The organism is Neorhizobium sp. USDA 3394, assembly GCF_056280385.1.
This window is the reverse complement of the sequence record NZ_JBWCDU010000001.1, coordinates 4,114,384-4,135,009: the sequence shown is the minus strand read 5'-3', so window position 1 is coordinate 4,135,009 and position 20,626 is coordinate 4,114,384. Positions and strand designations below refer to the sequence as shown.

General features: G+C 62.7%; 16 protein-coding genes, 1 tRNA gene and 2 riboswitches. Of the genes, 10 read left to right on the top strand and 7 right to left on the bottom strand.

Annotated elements, in window-relative coordinates:
• The 4 genes from ACZ9EJ_RS20215 (at window position 1) to ACZ9EJ_RS20200 (ending at window position 5,114) form a co-directional block, all read left to right on the top strand.
• Window positions 1-2,154 carry a xanthine dehydrogenase family protein molybdopterin-binding subunit gene (locus tag ACZ9EJ_RS20215; protein ID WP_046640174.1) on the top strand — a complete coding sequence of 718 codons (2,154 nt, stop codon included), beginning with the start codon at window positions 1-3 and terminating at the stop codon, window positions 2,152-2,154.
• Between the two features lie 13 nt (window positions 2,155-2,167).
• On the top strand, window positions 2,168-2,821 hold the full coding sequence (locus ACZ9EJ_RS20210) for an Isoquinoline 1-oxidoreductase subunit (RefSeq protein WP_251089826.1): 654 nt from the start codon (window positions 2,168-2,170) through the stop codon (window positions 2,819-2,821).
• 193 nt (window positions 2,822-3,014) lie between these two features.
• Window positions 3,015-3,089 (top strand) — tRNA-Gly (locus ACZ9EJ_RS20205).
• Window positions 3,090-3,362: 273 nt separating this feature from the next.
• Window positions 3,363-5,114 (top strand): PAS domain S-box protein, encoded by a 1,752-nt coding sequence (locus ACZ9EJ_RS20200; protein ID WP_476099751.1) that lies wholly within the window; start codon window positions 3,363-3,365, stop codon window positions 5,112-5,114.
• A 62-nt stretch (window positions 5,115-5,176) separates the two neighbouring features.
• Here the strand turns inward: ACZ9EJ_RS20200 and ACZ9EJ_RS20195 are convergent, their stop codons facing one another.
• From ACZ9EJ_RS20195 to ACZ9EJ_RS20175, 5 genes are all read right to left on the bottom strand, one after another.
• Window positions 5,177-7,303: a methyl-accepting chemotaxis protein gene (locus ACZ9EJ_RS20195; RefSeq protein ID WP_046640176.1), complete on the bottom strand. Its 2,127-nt coding sequence runs from the start codon at window positions 7,301-7,303 to the stop codon at window positions 5,177-5,179.
• 298 nt (window positions 7,304-7,601) lie between these two features.
• On the bottom strand, window positions 7,602-8,624 hold the full coding sequence (locus ACZ9EJ_RS20190) for an aldose epimerase family protein (protein ID WP_046640177.1): 1,023 nt from the start codon (window positions 8,622-8,624) through the stop codon (window positions 7,602-7,604).
• Between the two features lie 82 nt (window positions 8,625-8,706).
• Entirely contained in the window at window positions 8,707-9,888 is a 1,182-nt protein-coding gene (locus ACZ9EJ_RS20185; RefSeq protein ID WP_046640178.1) for a vWA domain-containing protein, read from the bottom strand.
• A gap of 11 nt (window positions 9,889-9,899) precedes the next feature.
• Window positions 9,900-10,820: a homoserine O-acetyltransferase MetA gene (gene metA, locus ACZ9EJ_RS20180; protein ID WP_046631749.1), complete on the bottom strand. Its 921-nt coding sequence runs from the start codon at window positions 10,818-10,820 to the stop codon at window positions 9,900-9,902.
• Window positions 10,821-10,878: 58 nt separating this feature from the next.
• Window positions 10,879-10,956, bottom strand: a riboswitch (SAM riboswitch).
• 53 nt (window positions 10,957-11,009) lie between these two features.
• Entirely contained in the window at window positions 11,010-11,849 is an 840-nt protein-coding gene (locus tag ACZ9EJ_RS20175; RefSeq protein ID WP_046631746.1) for an AAA family ATPase, read from the bottom strand.
• A 93-nt stretch (window positions 11,850-11,942) separates the two neighbouring features.
• Between ACZ9EJ_RS20175 and ACZ9EJ_RS20170 the strand changes: the two genes are divergently transcribed.
• The 6 genes from ACZ9EJ_RS20170 to ACZ9EJ_RS20145 all read left to right on the top strand — a co-directional run bounded on the left by ACZ9EJ_RS20170 (window position 11,943) and on the right by ACZ9EJ_RS20145 (window position 18,596).
• Window positions 11,943-12,599, top strand: coding sequence for a thiamine diphosphokinase (locus ACZ9EJ_RS20170; RefSeq protein ID WP_251089836.1), 657 nt, complete (start codon window positions 11,943-11,945; stop codon window positions 12,597-12,599).
• A 4-nt stretch (window positions 12,600-12,603) separates the two neighbouring features.
• Window positions 12,604-14,424 carry an ABC-F family ATP-binding cassette domain-containing protein gene (locus tag ACZ9EJ_RS20165; RefSeq protein WP_046640180.1) on the top strand — a complete coding sequence of 607 codons (1,821 nt, stop codon included), beginning with the start codon at window positions 12,604-12,606 and terminating at the stop codon, window positions 14,422-14,424.
• 159 nt (window positions 14,425-14,583) lie between these two features.
• Window positions 14,584-15,033: a response regulator gene (locus tag ACZ9EJ_RS20160; RefSeq protein ID WP_046631735.1), complete on the top strand. Its 450-nt coding sequence runs from the start codon at window positions 14,584-14,586 to the stop codon at window positions 15,031-15,033.
• 81 nt (window positions 15,034-15,114) lie between these two features.
• Window positions 15,115-15,222: riboswitch (TPP riboswitch) on the top strand.
• Between the two features lie 39 nt (window positions 15,223-15,261).
• The gene (gene thiB, locus ACZ9EJ_RS20155; RefSeq protein ID WP_046640181.1) at window positions 15,262-16,272 is read left to right on the top strand and encodes a thiamine ABC transporter substrate binding subunit; all 1,011 of its coding nucleotides are present in this window, start codon (window positions 15,262-15,264) and stop codon (window positions 16,270-16,272) included.
• Between the two features lie 4 nt (window positions 16,273-16,276).
• Entirely contained in the window at window positions 16,277-17,896 is a 1,620-nt protein-coding gene (gene thiP, locus ACZ9EJ_RS20150; RefSeq protein WP_046640182.1) for a thiamine/thiamine pyrophosphate ABC transporter permease ThiP, read from the top strand.
• Entirely contained in the window at window positions 17,889-18,596 is a 708-nt protein-coding gene (locus tag ACZ9EJ_RS20145) for a thiamine ABC transporter ATP-binding protein (protein ID WP_046631728.1), read from the top strand. Before thiP ends, ACZ9EJ_RS20145 begins: the two co-directional genes overlap by 8 nt.
• Here the strand turns inward: ACZ9EJ_RS20145 and ACZ9EJ_RS20140 are convergent, their stop codons facing one another.
• Window positions 18,597-19,946 carry an MATE family efflux transporter gene (locus ACZ9EJ_RS20140; protein ID WP_370649710.1) on the bottom strand — a complete coding sequence of 450 codons (1,350 nt, stop codon included), beginning with the start codon at window positions 19,944-19,946 and terminating at the stop codon, window positions 18,597-18,599.
• 62 nt (window positions 19,947-20,008) lie between these two features.
• Window positions 20,009-20,521, bottom strand: coding sequence for a helix-turn-helix transcriptional regulator (locus tag ACZ9EJ_RS20135; RefSeq protein WP_046631726.1), 513 nt, complete (start codon window positions 20,519-20,521; stop codon window positions 20,009-20,011).
• Between the last annotated feature and the right edge of the window lie 105 nt (window positions 20,522-20,626).

Sequence of the window (20,626 nt, the reverse complement as noted above, 5' to 3'; positions counted from 1 at the left end):
ATGACCATCCAGGACATCAACACCACACGCCGCGGCTTCCTCGCCGGCTCCGGCCTCGTCATCGGAGTGGCGATCGCGCCAAAGATGCTCTCCGCTGCGCCGACCGGCGTGCATGCCGGCGGCGATCCGGCGCTTGCGCCGATGAACGCCTTCGTCAAGATCGGCACCGACGACACCGTGACCGTGCTTTCCAAGCACATCGAATTCGGCCAGGGCCCATTCACAGGGCTTGCAACGCTGGTGGCAGAAGAACTCGATGCCGACTGGAGCCAGATGCGCGCCGTCCATTCGCCGACCGACAACAAGGTTTATGCCAACCTGATGTTCGGCCTGCAGGGCACCGGCGGTTCGAGCGCCATCGCCAATTCCTACGAGCAGATGCGCAAGGCAGGCGCCACTGCGCGGGCGATGCTGGTCGCCGCTGCCGCCGAAGACTGGAAGGTGCCGGTCTCCGAGATCACCGTCCAGAAGGGCCGCATCAAGCATGCCGCCTCCAACAGGGAGAGCGGTTTTGGCGCATTTGCCGAGAAGGCGGCACGCCAGACGCCGCCTGCCGAGCCGAAACTCAAGGACCCCAAGGATTTCGTGCTGATCGGGACGGAACTGCCGAAGCTCGACACCCACGGCAAGACCAACGGCACGTCGATCTTCACGCTCGACATCACGCCGGACAACCTGCTGATCGCCGTCGTCGCCCACCCCGAGCATTTCGGCGCAACGGTGAAGAGCTTCGACGATGCCGAAGCCCGCAAGGAGCAGGGCGTGGTCGACATCAAGCAGGTGCCGGCGGGCATTGCCGTTTATGCGGACAACACGTTCGCGGCGCTCAAGGGCCGCGATGCGCTGAGCATCGAATGGGATCTGTCAAAGGCGGAGACCCGCTCCTCGGAGGAACTCTCGGCCGATTACCGGAAACTCTTCGGCGAAAAGGGACTGGAAGCCACCAACAAGGGCAATCTCGACGACGCCTTCAAGGCGCCCGGCCTGCAGACTGTGGAGGCCGAGATCGTCTTCCCCTTCCTGGCGCATGCACCGATGGAGCCGCTCGACGCCGTCTTCATCAAGGCGGATGACGGATCGGTCGATATCTATAACGGCGCGCAGTTCCCGGGCATGGACCAGGAGGTCGCCGCCAAGATCCTCGGGCTCGACGAAGCGAAGGTCAGGGTGAACACCCAGCTCGCCGGCGGCAGTTTCGGCCGCAAGGCGCAGTTCGGCTCGCCCTACATACAGGAAGCGGCAGCCGTCTATGCCGCAACTGATCGGACCCGTCCCCTGAAGCACATGTGGACCCGCGAGGACGACATCCGCGGCGGCTATTACCGCCCGATGTATGCCCACAGGATGCGCGGCGCCATCAATGCGCAGGGCCAGATCACGGCCTGGGAACAGGTGATCGTCGGCCAGTCGATCATGGGCAAGGCGGATCTCGACGAGACCTCGGTCGAAGGCGCCTCCAACCTGCCCTACACGATCCCCAACCTGAAAGTCAGCGCCCACAACGTCCAGCTCTCCATCCCGCCGCTCTGGTGGCGATCGGTCGGCCACACCCATACCGGCTTTGCAGTGGAGACCTTCGTCGACGAACTCTTCCAGAAGATCGGCAAGGATCCGGTCGAGGGACGGCTTGCGCTGCTTGGCGAAAAGCCACGCCATGCAGGCGTGTTGAGGAAGGCTGCTGAAATGGCGAACTGGGGTTCACCGGCTCCGGAAGGCCGCGCCCGCGGCGTTGCGGTGGTCGAAAGCTTCGGCAGCTTCGTCGGCCAGATCGTCGAGGTCTCGATCGGACCGGAAGGTGCACCCCGCGTTCACAAGGTCTGGTGTGCGGTCGATTGCGGCGTCGCCATCAATCCGAACGTCATCAAGGCGCAGATGGAAGGCGGCATCGGCTATGGCCTCGGCGCGGTTCTCTTCGACGCGGTGACGTTGGCCAAGGGCGGCAAGATCATGCAGTCGAACTTCCACGACTACCGCTCCATCCGCATCAACGAGATGCCGGACGTGGCGGTGGAGATCATCAAGTCGAGCGAAAAGCCGAGCGGCGTCGGCGAACCCGGCGTGCCGCCTGTCGGTCCGGCGGTTGCCAATGCCTGGCGTCGCCTGACGGGAGCGCCGGTCCGGCAACTGCCTATCGTCAACATCGTTTCGGCCTGAGGATCAAAGCCCGATGAACTGGAAATTCGCTATCACCGGCGTCGCTACCCTCTGTCTTTTCGTGGGCGCCGGCACCGCGCTGTCGCCCGCCTCGGTCGCCCAGGACGCCAAGACCGACGCCAAGACGCTCATACCCGCCGCCTCCTTCCAGTCGATCGCCAGCGAGCGGGAACGCTCCGTGGCGCTCTTCCAGGAGGCCGGCAAGGTCATCCAGCACCCGCGCTGCGTCAACTGTCACCCGGCAACCGACCGGCCGCTGCAGGGCGCCAACATGCGTCCGCACCAGCCTCCGGTCTTCCGGGGCGATGGCGGCATGGGCCTGCCCGGCATGCAGTGCACCACCTGCCACAGCGCGGAAAACACGCCCGTCGTCGGCCAGGCCGACACGATCAAGAGCATTCCGGGCAATCCCGCCTGGCATCTGGCGCCGATCGAAATGGCCTGGGTCGGCAAATCGCTCGGGCAGATCTGCCAGCAGATCAAGGACCCGGCCCGCAACGGCGGCAAGACCATGGATCAGATCGTCGAGCACATGGCGCATGACGAACTGGTCGGCTGGGGCTGGAATCCGGGTGCCGGACGCGAACCGGTGCCGGGCACACAGGCCGAATTCGGCGAACTCATCAGTGCCTGGATGAAGTCCGGAGCGGCCTGCCCGGCCTCCTGACAATGAACCAACCGCCGGTTCCGGACGGAACCGGCGGTTTGCAGGCGCTTTGACGGGATCGCAATTTTTCTTCACGCCAATCGTCATTTCCCTGTTGCATTTGAAAAAGGACTGGGCCATATAGCGCCCGTCGCCGGCAACGAGCCACGACGCCACGGTCAAGCTTCACTACCACGGACCGGTGGATTGATGAGCGGGTGTAGCTCAGTGGTAGAGCACAACCTTGCCAAGGTTGGGGTCGAGGGTTCGAATCCCTTCGCCCGCTCCAAATCTCCTCTTCAAGATTTTATAAAGCCGATCTCGATATGACGCCTGGGGGCTCGGCATCTCCCTCGACGACTGCGAAGCAGGCTTCCGTCCCACCTGATTTCCCCATGAATTTGATGACTTTCGCATATTCACCAAATGCGGGAGATGGAATACTGATTGCAACTATCCTGGCGATGTTGCGCCAGTGATTCGGGGGTTGAATTGGGGATGTACCGTCATGGAATCTCGCCCGCACCACAAAAAGCTCAGTCAGAAAACCGCCGTGGAAACCATGCAACGGCTCGAGGGCATCGTCGCCTCTGCAATGGACGGGATCATCACCATTGATGACGAACAACGGGTGATCCTGTTCAATCCGGCGGCAGAGCGCATGTTCGGCCTGTCTGCCAACGAGGCGCTTGGCCAGCATATCTCCCGCTTCATGCCGGAACGACATCGTCCGACCCACGCGGCGCATATTCATCGTTTCACCGAAACCGGGGTAACCACCCGCCAGATGGGATCGCTCGGTGCGATCAGCGGCTTGCGGGCCGACGGCAAGGAGTTTCCGATCGAGGCGTCGATCTCGCAGGTGGAGATCGGCGGCGAACGCCTTGCCACCGTCATCCTGCGCGACATCACCGAGCGCAAGGCCGCCGAGGATGCTCTGCTGGAAAGCCGGCGACGCATGGAGGGGGTCGTGGAATCGGCAATGGACGCACTGATTACCGTCGATGAGGGCCAGCGAATCGTATTGTTCAACCCGGCCGCCGAGCGCATGTTTGGCGTCGCGGGCAAGGATGCGATCGGCTCGCCGATCGAACGTTTCATCCCCGAGCGGTTTCGGCATGGGCATGCCGAACATATCCGCCTCTTCAAGGAGACCGGCGTTACAAACCGCCGGATGGGCGCGCTGGGGGCGATCAGCGGCCTGCGCGCCAATGGCGAGGAATTCCCGGTAGAGGCATCGATCTCGCAGGTACAGATCGGTGACGGAAAGCTGGCAACTGTCATCTTGCGCGACATTACCGAACGCAAGGCGAACGAGGATTCCCGCCAGCTGTTGGCCCGCGAGGTCGATCACCGGGCCAAGAACGCCCTGGCAGTAGTGCAAGCGCTGGTCTCCCTGACACGCGCCGAGACCAAGGAGGAGTTCATCGTCGCCGTTCGTGGCCGCGTTTCGGCGCTGAGCCGCGCCCATTCGCTCCTTGCGCAGAACCGTTGGCAGGGCGGAGACCTCGCTGCGGTCCTCACCGAGGAAACCCGGGCTTATCAGAGCATCAGCCAGCTGATGATCGGCGGACCCGCCATCACTCTTACTCCCAATGCCGTGCAGCCGGTCAGCCTCCTCATTCACGAGCTCGCCACCAATGCCGTCAAATACGGGGCATTGTCGGTCGCCGAAGGGCGTGTCGATGTCTCATGGCGCATCCTGCCGTCACAGGAACTGGAACTCCGCTGGACCGAGGCCGGCGGGCCGGCGGTGCGGAAGCCGGAATCCAAGGGTTTCGGCTCGACCCTGGTGACCGAGGTCGCCACCCGTCAATTGGCGGGCAAACTCGACATCAGCTGGCCTGCGACCGGCATGTGCCTTGTCGCGGTGCTGCCTCGATCCGTCTACCGTCCCGATATTTCGAGCGGCTCGGTTCCCGGCGAGGAGGTCGCGTCCAGGTCGTCGGAGACCGGCTCGGCGGGCCGCATTCTCGTCGTCGAGGATGAGACCCTCGTCGCCATGGAGCTCTGCAGCGAACTTGAATCGCGCGGCTGGGAAGTTGTCGGACCGGCGGCGACCGCCGATGAAGCCATGCGCCTGGTCGACGGCTCGGAACTTCCCGACTTCGCCGTCCTCGATGTCAATCTCGGGGGAAAACCCGTCTACCCATTTGCGGAGTGGCTGCAGACCCATGGCGTGCCCTTCCTGTTCTGCACCGGATATGAGCAGCTTGATGATCACCACAGTTTCAGAAACCGGACGATCATCCGGAAACCTGTAAACATGGCGCTGCTCGAAGGTGAACTGCGCCGCATGATCCAGCCGACATAGCCTTAAAACGGCAAACGCCGCCGGCTTGCGGCCGGCGGTGTCGTCAATTCGGAAAAGCCCGGTCAGGCTGCGCGCGAGCGATAACCGCCGGAAGCATAGCTCTGGGAGGGCGCCCCCGCCTTCGTCTTGAAGCGGGCCATCATGTCGGCGAGGCTGTCTGTTTCCTGCGTCAGGCTCTGGGCGGCGGCGGTGGTTTCTTCCACCATCGCGGCGTTCTGCTGGGTCACCTTGTCCATCTGGTCGGCGGAGGCCGCCACTTCGCGCAGGCTCATCGCCTGTTCGCTGGTGCTTGACGTGATCGTGTTGACGAACGTGCTCATCTGCGCCACTTCGCCGACGATGTCATCGAGCGACTTGCCAGAGGCGGTGACGAGCTCGACGCCCTGTTTGACCTGTGCGGACGATGTCGAGATCAGTGCCTTGATCTCCTTGGCGGCATCGGCCGAGCGCTGGGCCAGCCCACGGACCTCCTGCGCGACGACCGCGAATCCGCGGCCGGCTTCGCCTGCACGGGCGGCTTCCACGCCTGCATTGAGAGCCAGAAGATTGGTCTGGAAGGCGATGTCGTCGATCACGCCGATAATGCGGTTGATCTGCTCGGCCGAGCCTTCGATCGCCGCCATGGCGGCGACCGCACTGGCAACGATCTCGCCGCCGCGCTGGGCCTTCTGCTGGGCAAGCGACGCGACGCCCTGGGCACGGCTTGCGCCGCTGGCGCTGTCGTTGACGGCCGACGTCACCTGGCCGAGAGCCGCTACCGTCTCTTCGAGGCTGGCGGCCTGCTGTTCGGTGCGCTTGGCAAGGTCGTTGGAGGCGATCGAGATTTCCTGGAGGCCGGCGCGGATCGTGCCGACGGCTCCGACGACCGAGCCGATCGCCTCTTCGAGATTGCCGACCGAGCTGTTGAACTTGGCGCGGATGGGCTCGAACTCCGTCGCAACCGCCTGGTCCATCCGGACTGTCAGATCGCCGCCGGCAAGCCGGTTGAAGCCTTCCTCGATGGCATGCACGAAGGCGCGCAGGTCCTCGCCCTTGGCATTGTCGATCGCCGACTGGCGCTGACGCTGGTGTTCTTGCGCCTCGCGGGCCTCGGATGCCTGCTGTTCGAGCCGGATATTCTCCTCGGCGGATGCCTTGAAGACCTGGACGGCCCTGGCCATCGCACCGAGTTCGTCCTGGCGCTCCTGGCCGTCCACTTGGGCGGTGAGGTCACCGGCGGCAAGTTTCGTCATCGTCACGGTCAGGCGACGAACGGTGCCGCCGAGCGACCGGGCAAAGACCAGGAAACCGATCAGCGACAGGATCGAAACGACGACGGTGCCGAGTGCGGTCATCCACAATGCGGCTTCGCTGGCAGCGACCAGCGGCGTGATATCCGATGCGATTTCCAGAACGCCGACCTTGGTCCCCGAGAAGTCGAGAAGCGGCACCGCCTCGACGGCATAATGTTTGCCGCCGATATCCGCGTAGCGTCGCACGACGCCCTTGTCATAGGCCTCCTGCAGTTCCGGCACCGTCAGGATCGGATTGCCGCCATGAGTGGAGGCCTGCTTGTCGAACTTGTCGGCGCCCCGGGTGTAGAGCGTGACATGGGCGTTCACTTCCTTGGTCAGCCGGGAGAAATAGGCATCGACGAGCTTCAGCCCGACGTCCACGACACCGATGACCTTGCCGTCACTGACGACCGGCGCGGTTGCGAACAGGCTGACTGCGGTGCGGCCGGTCTCGATGCCGACAACCAGTTTCTTGTCGCTGAGCGAGGTCGCCACCATCTTGCGACGCGCCTTGACGTTGTCGCCAAAGACATCGGGATCGTGAGCGCGGGCAACGACGTCGGCCGTCGCTCCGACGAAGGTAATCATTTCGAGGCCGCTCGCCTCCTTCACGGTCTTCATATTGGAATAGCGCGAGAGCAGGCCCTGCCGATCGTTGGCAAGGATGAGCGGGGAGGTCTCCGGCAGGGATGCGATCGTCAGCGCGAGCGCGGATGCGGCACGCCCCTGGGCGGCCATGTCGTCCTGGATGACCGCGAGATCGCTGTCGAGTTCCGTCTGCAGCGCCTGCTCGGTCATGCTCGACTGCCGTTCCCAGGCAAGCCCGCCGATCACGACGCTCGCGAAAAGCACGGCTGCAAAACCGAAGAAGGTAAGCCTTCTCGACAGTGGCTTCCTGATGCTGATCTCGTTCATATATCCCTCGAACTGTGCTCCGCAAAAGCAGAGGGCAGCCGCCCGGCGGGCGGCAATGCCAATCCTGAAGAAAACTATGCTGAAATCCGTTGAAATTTAACTAATGTCAAAATCTTACTACGTTCCACAATGTAGAACGGCAAGTGGTAACTTGGTTTCGGAACCCTCACGAAACGATAAAATTGCAAATGAAATCTGCGCCTTACCAATTTTACATGGACGCCGAAGCAAGGCGGGCCTCCATGATAACGGTTATTTGCTCAGGCGCAGATAATCCCGATCCGGACGAGGCCGGCGATCATTGCTTTGAAAAGACATAGTCGGTTTCCTGCAGCAGCACCTCGCCCGGGCGCAGCACGGCATTTGGGAAATCGGCATGGTTGATGGCGTCCGGCCAGACCTGGGTTTCGAGGCAGAACCCGGCGAAGGGACCGTAGCGGCGCCCATCGAGGCCCTCTGCGGGGATCTGCTGCAGCTTGAAGGCGGCATAGAGCTGCACGCCCGGCTCGGTGGTGCGGACTTCCAGCGACACGCCGGAATGGATGCTGCGCGCCAGAGCCACGGAACGCTTGGCCGTTCGCTCCGGCGACAGACAGAAGTTGTGATCGAACAGGACCTGGGCATCGCCGTCGAACCGCCTCATCGGCCCCATGTCGCGCAGGTCGAAAGGCGTGCCTGCGACCGCCATCAGTTCGCCGGTCGGCACCTGCTTGTCGTCAAAGACCAGCACATGGTCCGCGGCGATCATGATGTCGTGATCGAGCGCATCCTCGCGTCCGTCGAGATTGAAATAGGTATGCTGGCAGATATTGGCGAGCGTCGGCTGATCCGTGGTGGATTGGTAGACGACGGAAAGAACGCCATCGCTCTTGAGTTGGTAAGTCGCCGTGACCGTGCAGTTTCCCGGATAACCGGCACGGCCGTCGGGATCGGTGATCCGCAGCACCACCTTGTCGGCGGCATGTTCGACGATCGTCCAGTTGCTGCGGCCGATGCCATCCGAGCCGCCATGGAGATGGGTCACGCCCCGCTCGTTCAGTTCCAGCTGATATTGCTTCCCATCCAGCACGAAGCGGCCACCGCCGATACGGTTGGACGAACGGCCCGGCGTCGCACCGAAATAGGGAGAATGGTTCAGGTAATCCTCGAACCGTTCGAAGCCGAGCACGAGCGGCGGCTGATGGCCGTCGAGCCTGAGGTCCTGGATCACCGCACCCCAGGTGATGACACTCGCGGTGAGCCCGCCGCCGGAGATCCGGACACGATAGACGGTTTCGCCCTTTTCCGTGGTGCCGAAAACTTCGAAATTCTGGTCCGCCATGAGATTGCTCCTCCACCGATATGTTTGCGGCAACCTGCGCGATTTGGCTGCAGGCCGCAACGGCGCGGAGAAGAAAAAGGCTCTAGCGCGTGAGGGCGCGCGTCGCCTGTTCCAGCCCGCCAAGCGTCAGCGGGAACATGCGGTCGGTCATCAGCTGCCGCATGATGCCGATCGACGTTGTATGGCTCCAACGGTCCTGGGGCACCGGGTTGAGCCAGACGCAGCGGCGGAAATGCTCGGTGACGCGCCCTATCCAGGCCCCTCCAGGTTCCTGGTTCCAGTGCTCCACGGAACCGCCCGTATGGGTGATCTCATAGGGGCTCATCGAGGCATCCCCGACAAAGATCACCTTGTAGTCGGCGCCATAGCTGCGGATCAGCTCAAGCGTCGGCGTCCGCTCCGACCTGCGGCCGTTCTCCTTCCACAGCCCTTCGTAGAGGCAGTTGTGGAAGTAGAAATGCTCCATATGCTTGAATTCGGCCCGTGCGGCCGAGAATAGTTCCTCGACAACGCGGATATGATCGTCCATCGAGCCGCCGACATCGAAGAACATCAGGAGCTTGACCGCATTGCGCCGCTCGGGCCGGGTCTGCACATCGAGATAACCGTGTTCGGCGGTGGAGCGGATCGTCCCGGGCAGGTCGAGTTCCTCGACCGCCCCTTCCCGCACCCAGCGGCGCAGCCGCTTCAGCGCAAGCTTGATGTTTCGGGTGCCGAGCTCGACCCTATCGTCGAAGTCGGCGAACTCACGCTTGTCCCACACTTTTACCGCCCGGCGATGGCGGGACTGGTCCTGGCCGATCCGCACGCCTTCCGGATTATAGCCATAGGCCCCGAAAGGGGAGGTGCCCCCTGTGCCGATCCATTTCGAGCCGCCCTGATGCCGGCCCTTCTGTTCCTCCAGCCGCTTCCGCAGCGTCTCCATCAGCTTCTCGAAACCTCCGAGCGACTCGACGAGCTTCTTCTCCTCGTCCGTCAGGTGCTTTTCGACGAGCTTGCGCAGCCATTCTTCAGGGATATTGGCGACATCCAGGCCCGGCTCGCCGGAGACGGCCTCGAGTCCGCGGAAATAGGACGAAAACACCCGGTCAAACTTGTCGATATGCCGCTCGTCCTTCACCAGCGCCGTGCGGGCGAGGAAATAGAAGGCCTCCACGTCGAAATCCGCGATCCCTTCCTCCATGCCTTCGAGAAGGTCGAGAAATTCCCGGAGCGTCACCGGGACTTTCGCTTCTTTGAGGTGAAGGAAGAAGGGAATGAACATCGCGTCGAGGCCTATTCGGTGCCGATCTTCTCCAGGTCGTAAGGGGTCGTCTGGTAGATCTCGTTGATCCAGTTGCCGAACAGAAGATGTGCATGGCTGCGCCAACGGTTCAAGGGCGTCAGCGTGTCGTCGTTATGCGGGAAGTAGTTGTGCGGCATCTTGATCGGCACGCCGGCATTGACGTCCCGGAAATATTCGTCAGCCAGCGAGGTGGAGTCGTATTCCACATGGTTGAACATGTAGAGCCGCTTGCCGGCTTTCTCATGCACCAGGCAGATGCCCATTTCCTCGGATTCCATCAGGATTTCGAGGTCCGGGTGCTTTTCGATGTCGGCGCGGCGCACTTCGGTCCAGCGCGACACCGGAACCTGGAAGTCGTCCGAAAAGCCGTTCAGATAGATCGAGGACGGCACGAGGTTGCGGTGGCGATAGACGCCGAACGCTTTTTCCTTGAGTTCGTATTTCGGCACGCCGTGGAAATGGTAGATCGCCGCCATCGCGCCCCAGCAGACATTCATGGTCGAATGCACGTTGGTCGCCGTCCAGTCGAGAATCTTCTGCATCTCGTCCCAATAGGTGACGTCCTCGAAGGCAAGCGTCTCGATCGGCGCACCGGTGATGATGAAGCCGTCGAACTTGCGGTGCTTCACCTCTTCCCAGGTCTCGTAGAAGGACAGGAGGTGATCTTCCGACGTGTTCTTGGCCTTGTGGCCGCCGACGCGGACCAGCGAGAACTCGACCTGCAGCGGCGAGGCGCCGACAAGGCGCGCCATCTGCAGCTCGGTCTTGATCTTGTTCGGCATGAGATTGAGCAGCCCGATCTGCAGCGGACGAATGTCCTGCCGCACCGCCATGGTTTCGGTCAGCACCCGCACGCCTTCGGAAACGAGCGTCGTGAATGCGGGCAGCGTATCGGGAATCTTGATCGGCATGTCTCAACCCAACAAAAATAAAACCGGCGGCAAAATAAATCGCGACCGGTCCGTGGGAAGACATCTTCTCGCGGCCCTTTAGCGACTTTTTTAACGTGGCTGCAAGCCGGCCGGCCAAATCACCACGAATTCTCGGGAGTTCAAATACGCCTTGCTACTCCCGGCGTCAATGGGAGCATAATCTTCCGCTCACCGCTCCCGCCGCGCCATGAAGGCCAGCCGCTCGAAGAGATGCACGTCCTGCTCGTTCTTGAGGAGCGCGCCATGCAGCTTCGGCAGCGCGTTCTTGACATCGCCGCGCAGATCCGACGGATCGACATCGTCGGAGACCAGGAGCCGGATCCAGTCCAGCGCCTCGGAGGTCGAGGGCTTTTTCTTCAGGCCCGGCATCTCGCGGATCTCGTAGAATTGCGTCAGCGCATTGCGCACCAGCGTCTGCTTGATGCCGGGATAATGAACCTCGACGATGCGGGCGAGCGTATCGACGTCCGGGAAGCGGATATAGTGGAAGAAACAGCGGCGCAGGAAGGCGTCCGGCAGTTCCTTCTCGTTATTGGAGGTGATGATGACGATTGGCCGGACCTTGGCGCGCACCATCTCGCCGGTCTCGTAGACATGGAACTCCATGCGGTCGAGTTCCTGCAGCAGGTCGTTCGGGAATTCGATATCCGCCTTGTCGATCTCGTCGATCAACAGAACGAGCTTCTTGTCGGAGGCAAAGGCCTGCCACAGCTTGCCGCGGCGGATATAGTTCGCGACATCGTGGACGCGTTCGTCGCCCAGCTGGCTGTCGCGCAGCCGCGAGACGGCGTCGTATTCGTAAAGCCCCTGCTGCGCCTTGGTGGTGGACTTGATATTCCACTCGATGAGATCGAGCCCGAGGGCGGCGGCGACCTGCCGCGCCAGTTCGGTTTTGCCGGTGCCCGGCTCGCCTTTGACCAGCAGCGGACGTTCGAGCCGGATCGCGGCGTTGACCGCCACCATCAGATCCTTGTCGGCAATATAGTCCGCTGTACCCTGAAACTGCATCTCGGCATCCTGATCAATTAAGCGCCGCAAACTAAAAGCTCATCCCCGGCGGTGCAACAGCTTTCCCTTTCGGCCGGCTTTGCGCTATGGGCAATGCGCATGAGCCATTCGACCTTCACCATTCTGCTCGGCGGCAATCTCACCGTCACCGACCGCCTGCGGGACACCGTTGCCGGCAGCCGCTTCATTGCGGCCGATAGCGGCATGCGCCATGCAGCGGCGCTGGGCGTCGAACCGGAGCTTTGGGTCGGCGATTTCGACTCCTCCGATGCCGCGCTGATCGCGCAGTTTCCGCAGGTCGAGCGGCAGGCCTTCCCGCCGGCCAAGAACGAGACGGACGGCGAGATCGCGACGGCCGAAGCCGTCGAAGGCGGTGCAACAAGACTGATCTTTGCCGGCGCGCTCGGCGGCGAGCGCAGCGACCATGCGCTTCAGCATCTCTTTCACGCTATGAGCCTGGCCGAACGCGACCTCGACATCATGCTTACGTCGGGCGACGAGGAGGCCGTGCCGTTGCTGCCAGGCACCAAGACTCTGGACCTGCCCAAGGGTTCGCTGTTTTCCGTCATCGGGTTTTCCGACCTGGAAGGGCTCGACATCATCGGCGCACGTTATCCGCTCGACAACTTCTCGCTCCCCTTCGGCTCCTCGCGCACCGTCTCGAACGTTGCGGAAGGCCAGGTGGAATTCCATTTGAGGAAAGGCAAGGCCATGATCCTTGCCCGCCCCTATGACATGACAGGAGCCTAAGCTATTGGCGCCCCCTATCCTGAAACTTGACGATATCTTCCTGAGCTTCGGCGGCGCGCCGCTGCTGGCCGGCGCGGGTCTGCAGGTGGAGCCGGGCGACCGCATCTGCCTCGTCGGCCGCAACGGTTCCGGCAAATCGACGCTGATGAAGATCGCGGCCGGCATGGTCGAACCGCAATCGGGCGAAGTGTTCCGCCATCCGTCCTCGACCATCCGCTATCTCGAACAGGCACCGGATTTCGCCGACTATTCGACGGTGCAGGCCTATGCCGAAGCGGGCCTCGGCCCCGGCGACGATCCCTATCGCGTCACCTATCTGCTCGAACATCTGGGTCTCACCGGCCAGGAACACCCGAACACGCTCTCCGGCGGCGAGTCCCGCCGTGCAGCACTTGCCCGCGTCATGGCGCCTGAGCCGGACATCCTGATGCTCGACGAGCCGACCAACCACCTCGACCTGCCGACCATCGAATGGCTGGAAGACGAGTTGCGCAAGACCAGAAGCGCGCTGGTGGTGATATCGCATGACCGTCGCTTCCTCGAAAAGGTCTCGAATGCCACCGTCTGGCTCGACCGTGGCACCTCACGGCGCCTCAACCGCGGTTTCGGCGAGTTCGAAGCCTGGCGTGACGAGGTGCTGGAGGCCGAAGAGCTGGAGCAGCACAAGCTCGGCAAGGCGATCGAGCGCGAGGAACACTGGCTGCGTTATGGCGTGACGGCGCGCCGCAAGCGCAACATGCGCCGCCTCGGCGAGCTGCAGACGATGCGCAGCAATTACCGCGGCCACAAGGGACCGCAGGGCACGGTCCAGGCGAGCGTCAGCGAAGGCCGCGAATCCGGCAAGCTGGTCATCGAAGCCGAAAACATCACCAAGAGCTACGATCGGCCGATCGTCGCGCCCTTCTCCATCCGCGTGCATCGCGGCGACTGCATCGGCCTCGTCGGCCCGAACGGCGCCGGCAAGACCACACTGCTGAAGATGCTGACCGGCCAGCTGGCGCCCGATACCGGCACCGTCAAGCTCGGCACCAACCTGGAAATCGCCACGCTCGACCAGAAGCGCGAGGACCTGAACCCCGAGGACACGCTGTCCCATTATCTGACGGACGGCCGCGGCGAGACGCTGCTGGTCAACGGCGAGCAGCGGCATGTCGCAGGCTACATGAAGGACTTCCTGTTCCAGCCGGAACAGATCAGGACACCGATCAAGAACCTGTCCGGCGGCGAGCGCGCGAGGCTGATGCTCGCCCGCATCATGGCCCGGCCTTCCAATCTGCTCATCCTCGACGAACCGACCAACGACCTCGACATCGAGACTCTGGACCTGCTGCAGGAAATCGTCGCCGGCTACACCGGCACCGTCATCCTCGTCAGCCACGACCGCGACTTCCTCGACCGCACCGTGACCTCGACCATTGCCCCCGCCAATCCGGACGCACCGGATGGCCGCTGGATCGAATATGCCGGCGGATACTCGGATATGCTGGCGCAGCGGAAAGGCGCGCAGGAAGAACGGCGCCGTGCGGAAAAGGCCGACAAGGCAAGGACCGAATCTTCGGCACCCACCGCTGACGTCCAGAAGGGCAAAGGCAAACTTTCCTACAAGCAGAAATTCGCGCTTGAAAACCTGCCGAAGGAAATGGCGAAAGCCGAGGCCGAGATCGCCGCCCGCGAGAAGAAGATGGCCGATCCCAACCTCTTCACCAAGGATCCCGCCGCCTTCAACAAGCTGGCCGCTGAGATGGAAAAGCTTCGCCAAAACATCAGCAAAATGGAAGAAGAATGGCTCGAGCTCGAAATGCTACGTGAGGAAATCGAGGGCTGATTTTAGATTTGTTAAGCTTAACAATTAGTTAGCTATAAAAATATTTGTCGCGGACCGGAACATATGATGTCCCGAGACGTTCTGGGTATGAATAGTGGTCGAAATGTCCCGGAGACGGATCGGCCTGCCGGGAACCGATCAACCGAATGGGGACATCCAATGCTGACAAATGTTACGCGTCGTCGGCTGGCCACTGAGGCGATGAATCAGAGAGTTATGATTGTCGAAGACGAGTTTCTGATCGCGCTCGATGTGGCTGAGACGATCGAAGCCATGGGCCTCAAAGTCGCGGGTTTTGCCAATGCCCGCAAACACGCCCTCGCACTCGCCGCCTATGCCGATATCGCCCTGGTCGATGTCAATCTTTCGGACGGGCGAACCGGTCCTGAGATCGGCCGCGAGCTTGCCGAGCAATACGGCATTACCGTCGTATTCATGACGGGTAATCCGGACGACGTGAAAGCCGGCGTCAAAGGCTCGCTCGGCGTCCTGACGAAACCGGTCATGCCCGATGTCGTCGAGAAGACGATCGACTACGCCGTTGCCAACCGGCTCGGCGGCATGGCGATCGTGCCGCGTGAACTGAAAGTTTTTCCGCAGAACCACTGAGCATGTTGCTCCCGTAGAATTCGCCTTGAGCCGGTCGCAGACCGCCTCTTGCCAGCTATCTCCCTCGCCGCTAAATCTGATCCTGCTCTAACGGGGTGCCGCGCGTTTTCGTGCGGCTGAGAGGCCTTTGGCCAACCCGCGGAACCTGATCCGGTTAACACCGGCGGAGGGATTAGACGGCTCTTCATCAGCGCCTATTCCCCTTTGTCACCAAAACGAGGAACGCTGATGCGCAGCATCATTCTTTCGATATTCGCGGCCACGGCCGCCTTTTCCCTGTCCGCGCCCGCCGAAGCGCAGGAAAAGACGCTGACCGTCTATACCTATGAGAGCTTCATCTCCGATTGGGGTCCAGGACCTAAGGTCAAGGAGACCTTCGAAAAGACCTGCGCCTGCAAGCTCAACTTCGTCGGCGTCGCCGATGGCGTGGCGCTTCTCACCCGCCTGAAGCTGGAGGGTCCCGGCACCGACGCCGATATCGCGCTGGGCCTCGATACCAACCTGATCTCCGAGGCGAAGGCGACCGGCCTGTTCGAGCCGCATGGGCTCGACGCCTCCGGGGCCAAGGTGCCGGGCAATTACAGCGACGACACGTTCATTCCCTACGATTACGGCCATTTCGCCGTCGTCTACGACAGCCAGGCAATGAAGAGCCCTCCGAAAAGCCTCAAGGAACTGGTGGAGGGCGATCCGGCACAGAAGATCGCCATCGAGGACCCGCGCACGTCGACGCCCGGCCTCGGCCTGCTGCTCTGGGTGAAATCGATCTATGGCGACCAGGCACCGGAGGCCTGGGCCAAGCTCCGGAAACGCGTGCTGACCGTCACGCCAGGCTGGTCGGAGGCCTATGGCCTGTTCACCAAGGGCGAAGTGCCGATGGTGTTTTCCTACACGACCTCGCCGGCCTATCACATGGTCGAGGAGAAGACGGACCGCTACCAGGCCGCCTCCTTTTCCGAAGGACATTACATCCAGATCGAGGTCGCCGGCATGCTGAGGGGGGCGAAGGACAAGGATCTGGCGAAACAGTTCCTGAAATTCATGGTGTCGCCCGCATTCCAGGACGTCATCCCGACCACCAACTGGATGATGCCGGCCGCCAAGACCTCCCAGCCGCTCCCCGACGCTTTCAACAAGCTGGTGCAGCCGACCAAGACTTTCCTGATGGGGTCGGACCAGGTGGCCAAGAACCGGCAGGCGTGGATCGACGAATGGCTGACCGCCATGAGCATGAACTGATCCCATGCTGACGCGAGCCGAGCGGAGACGCGGGATAGGCTGGGGGCTGCTGAGCCTTGTCGGAATCGCCTTCTTCGTCGGCATCGCAGTCGCCGCCCTTCTCTCCTGGGACGCCGGTGACACCCAGAGCCGGCTGTTCACCGCCTATACCTGGCGAATCCTGCGCTTCACCCTGCTGCAGGCGGTTCTTTCGACGCTGCTGTCGGTCATCTTCGCGCTTCCCGTTGCTCTCGCGCTTGCACGCCGCCCAAGCTTTCCGGGCCGAGTATGGGTCATCCGGCTGATGGCATTGCCGATGGGCCTGCCGATGCTGATCGGTGCGCTCGGCCTGATCGGCATCTGGGGACGGCAGGGAGTAATGAACAGCCTGCTATTGAAACTTGGACTCGAACAGCCGATCAGCATTTACGGCCTTTCCGGCATATTGCTGGCCCATGTGTTCTTCAACCTGCCGCTCGCCGCAAGGCTGCTGCTCGCGGCACTGGAACGGTTGCCGGCGGAATATTGGCTCCTCTCCTCCAGCCTCGGAATGAAACCGTTTTCCGTCTTCCGTTTCATCGAATGGCCCGCGGCGCGGCGCGTCATTCCCGGCATCGCCGGCCTGATCTTCATGCTCTGCGCCACGAGCTTCACGCTCGTCCTGGTGCTCGGCGGCGGGCCGGCCGCGACGACGCTCGAGGTCGCGATCTATCAGTCGCTGCGTTTCGACTTCGATCCGCCCCGCGCGATCGCGCTGTCGCTGCTGCAGATCGGCACGACGGCGCTGATCCTGGTCGCGATTTCGCTTTTCCCGGCGCCAGACGATAGCGGCATCACGACAGGCCGGGCCACCCGCCGCTTCGACGGCCGGACAGTGCCGGCGCGGCTCTGGGACACGCTCGCCATTCTGCTCGCGACCGCCTTCCTGATCCTGCCGCTCGCCTCGATCGTCGCTGCGGGCGCTCGGGCCAATCTCTGGAGCCTCCTCAGCAGCGCCACCTTTCTGCGCGCCGCCTGGACCAGTTTCACGATCGCGCTTTCCGCCGGTCTGCTGGCCGTGCTGACCTCCCTGGCTATCATTGCCGGGCGCGAGGCAATTGCAGACATGAAGAGGCCCGCCGGAACGGCCAGGGCGTTTTCCGTGTCCTTGGGTGGAATGTCCTCGCTGGTGCTGCTCGTGCCGCCAGTCGTGCTCGGAACCGGCTGGTTCCTGATGCTGCGCCCGTTCGGCGATGTGGCGCGCTTCGCCCCGGCGCTGGTCGCGATCATCAACATGCTGATGGCGCTTCCCTTCGTGATGCGCGTTTTGGCCCCGGCCGTCGAAACGCATCGCGAGCGGACAGGCAGGCTGTCGGCAAGCCTCGGCCTTTCCGGCTTTTCGCGGGTTTGGAGGATCGACCTGCCGGTTCTGGCGATGCCCCTGCTGACGGCGCTGTCCTTCGCCATGGCGCTGTCGCTCGGCGATCTCGGCGCGGTAGCGCTGTTCGGCTCCAGCGAGCTCACCAACCTCCCCTGGCTTGTCTATAGCCGGCTATCCAGCTATCGAACCAATGATGCGGACGGGCTGGCGCTCATCCTCGGCATCATCTGCCTGGCACTGACGATGATCGGCACTGCCGGCAGGAGGGAAACAAGCCATGACTGACGGCATCGCGCTGGACAAGGTTGAACTGAAGCTCGGCGCCCGGGAATTCCGCTTCGACTGTGCTTTGCCGGCAGGCGCCGTGACGGCGATTACCGGTCCATCCGGCTCCGGCAAATCGACCTTCCTCAATCTCGTTGCCGGCTTCGAGACGCCGGACCGCGGTCGTATCCTGATCGCGGGCGGGGACGTGACGGAAAAACATCCCTCCGAGCGCCCCGTATCGCTGGTCTTTCAGGACAACAATCTCTTCGCCCATCTGGACCTCGCCGCCAACATCGGCCTCGGCATCAGCCCTTCGCTCAGACTTTCCGGCAATGACCGGGCCGCAATATCGCAGGCGCTGGAACGCGTCGGGCTGGGCGGTTTTGAGAAGCGGACGCCGGGGACGCTTTCCGGCGGCGAAAGGCAGCGCGCCGCTTTCGCGCGGGCCCTGGTGCGCAAAAAAACGGTTCTGCTGATGGACGAGCCGTTCGCCGCGCTCGATCCCGGGCTCAGGCTTTCGATGGCCAACCTGCTTATCGACCTGCATCGCGAGACGGGCAATACGGTGCTGATCGTGACCCATGATCCGGATGAGGTCGGCCGGTTAGCCGACCATGCGATCTTCATCGACCACGGCCAGATCCTGCTGCAGGCGCGGGCCGAGGAATTCCTCGTCCGGCGCGATATTCCGGCACTCGCCGAATTTCTCTCCGGCTGATCAGGCAGCCTTTCCGCGAAACCAGGCGCCGGAGCGGATGGCGAGGAACAGTATTCCGCCATAGGCGACCAGACCGGCCGCCAGCGCGAAGAACAATCCGTTCAGCGAACCGGTGAGCTCCAGCGCCAGCCAGCCCCCGAGACCGGCAATGGCAAGTCTCAGGAAACCACAGGCAAGCGGCCAGAGCAGCTGGCCCGCCCCTTGACAGGCGAAATAGAGCGCCAGCCCGGCGCCGAAGAAGCCATAGACCGGCCCGACGATCTGCAGATAGGCGACGCCCGCATCGATGGCGCCATGCTCCTCGCTGAACAGCGAGATCCAGGCAACCGGGAAGATCGCCGCGATCAGGCCGATCATCTCGGTGATGACGAAGGCAATCGCGGCGCCGGTAAAGGCTATGCGCATCGCCCGATCCTTCTGGCCGGCGCCCATATTGGTGCCGACCAGCGCCACCATCGGCGCCCCGATGCCGAAGATCACCGGGATCAACAGATATTCGAGCCGGGCGCCGGTGCCGAAACCGGCAACCGCCGAGACACCCGCCTTGGTCGCCACCAGAGCCGTGGCGAGGCCGATGGTCACATTGGTGAGAACCGAATTGATCGCAGCCGCCGCTCCGAGACGGACGATATCGCGAAACATCGTCCAGCGGAGCGGGCCGACGCCGAAGCGCACGAGATTGCGGCCGGAGAGGATATACCAGGCAAGAACCCCCGTGCCGCCGAAGCTGTAGAGCACCATGGCAAGACCGCCGCCGGCAATGCCGAGCCCCGGGAACGGGCCGAAGCCGAAGATGAGAAGCGGCGATACGGGCACGAGGAGTACAGCACCGACGCAGGTGACCAGGGCCGGAAACAGCATGTTGCCCGTGCCGCGCACGACGCTCGCGAGACCGTTCATCAGCCAGACGAAGATCATGCCGCCGAACACGACGTTGGAATAGACGAGTGCCGCCTCGAGTTCCGCACCTTCGCCGCCGAGCGCCCGATAGATCGGCCGGCCATAGGCGAGCATGACCGCCGAAAACAACAGCCCGATCGCGACATTGACCACGACGGCATGCCAGGCAAGCAGGTCGGCATCGTCACGCCGGCCGCTGCCGAGCGCGCGGGCGATTGCCGAGGAAATGGCTCCGCCGAAACCACCGGCGGACATCATCTGCATCAGCATCACGGCCGGAAAGACGAGCGCCATGCCCGCCAGTGCCGCGGTGCCCATATGCGAAATCCACCAGGTTTCGATGAGGCCTGTCGATGCCTGGGCGAGCATGATCAGGATATTTGGCCATGCGAGCCGGATCAGCATCGGCAGGATCGGATCCTGCAGCAGCTGCCGGGTCCGCGGATCGATCGGTGCCGCGATGGCGTCGTCGAAGGTAGGCACCGCCTCGACGGCTTCGGTGGTCACGGCACTCATCGATCAGCCTCTCTATGCTGCAATAACTGGTTTACGGATGGATATCGACGGCGGATGCGTTCGCTCGCAGCCGGACCGGCCGCGTGGGTGAAGACGGGATCGCTGAGCGGCTTGCCGCTCCGACGGTCGACCATCACCGGTTCGGCCGGCTCGCCGGTCTCCTTGTTGACGATCACCACGCTTTCCCCCTCCGGCGCGAAATGCTGGTTGCCGAAGGCAAGCAGGGCCTGCATCACAGGCTTGAAGTCGCGGCCGCGCTGCGTGAGGTGGTATTCGTCCCGCGGCGGCCGTTCGGAGTAGCGCCGTCGTTCCATCAGCCCGGATTCGACAAGCGACTTCAACCGGCTGGCCAGGATGTTTGGGGCGATATCGAGGTTGCGCTGGAATTCGTCGAAACGTGTCGCACCTCCTAATGCATCGCGCAGGACCAGGAAGCTCCAGCCGTCGCCGACATGTTTGAGACTGCGCAACACCGGGCATCCGGTATCGATGGGACCTGTCCGTTTCATGAGTTCCTTCTCCGGGAAGACGTAGCCTTGTGGCACAAGTGACTTGCAATTTGCAAGTCACTATTTGAGCGATCACGTTTGGCGACGGGGACGGCCACACCGTTA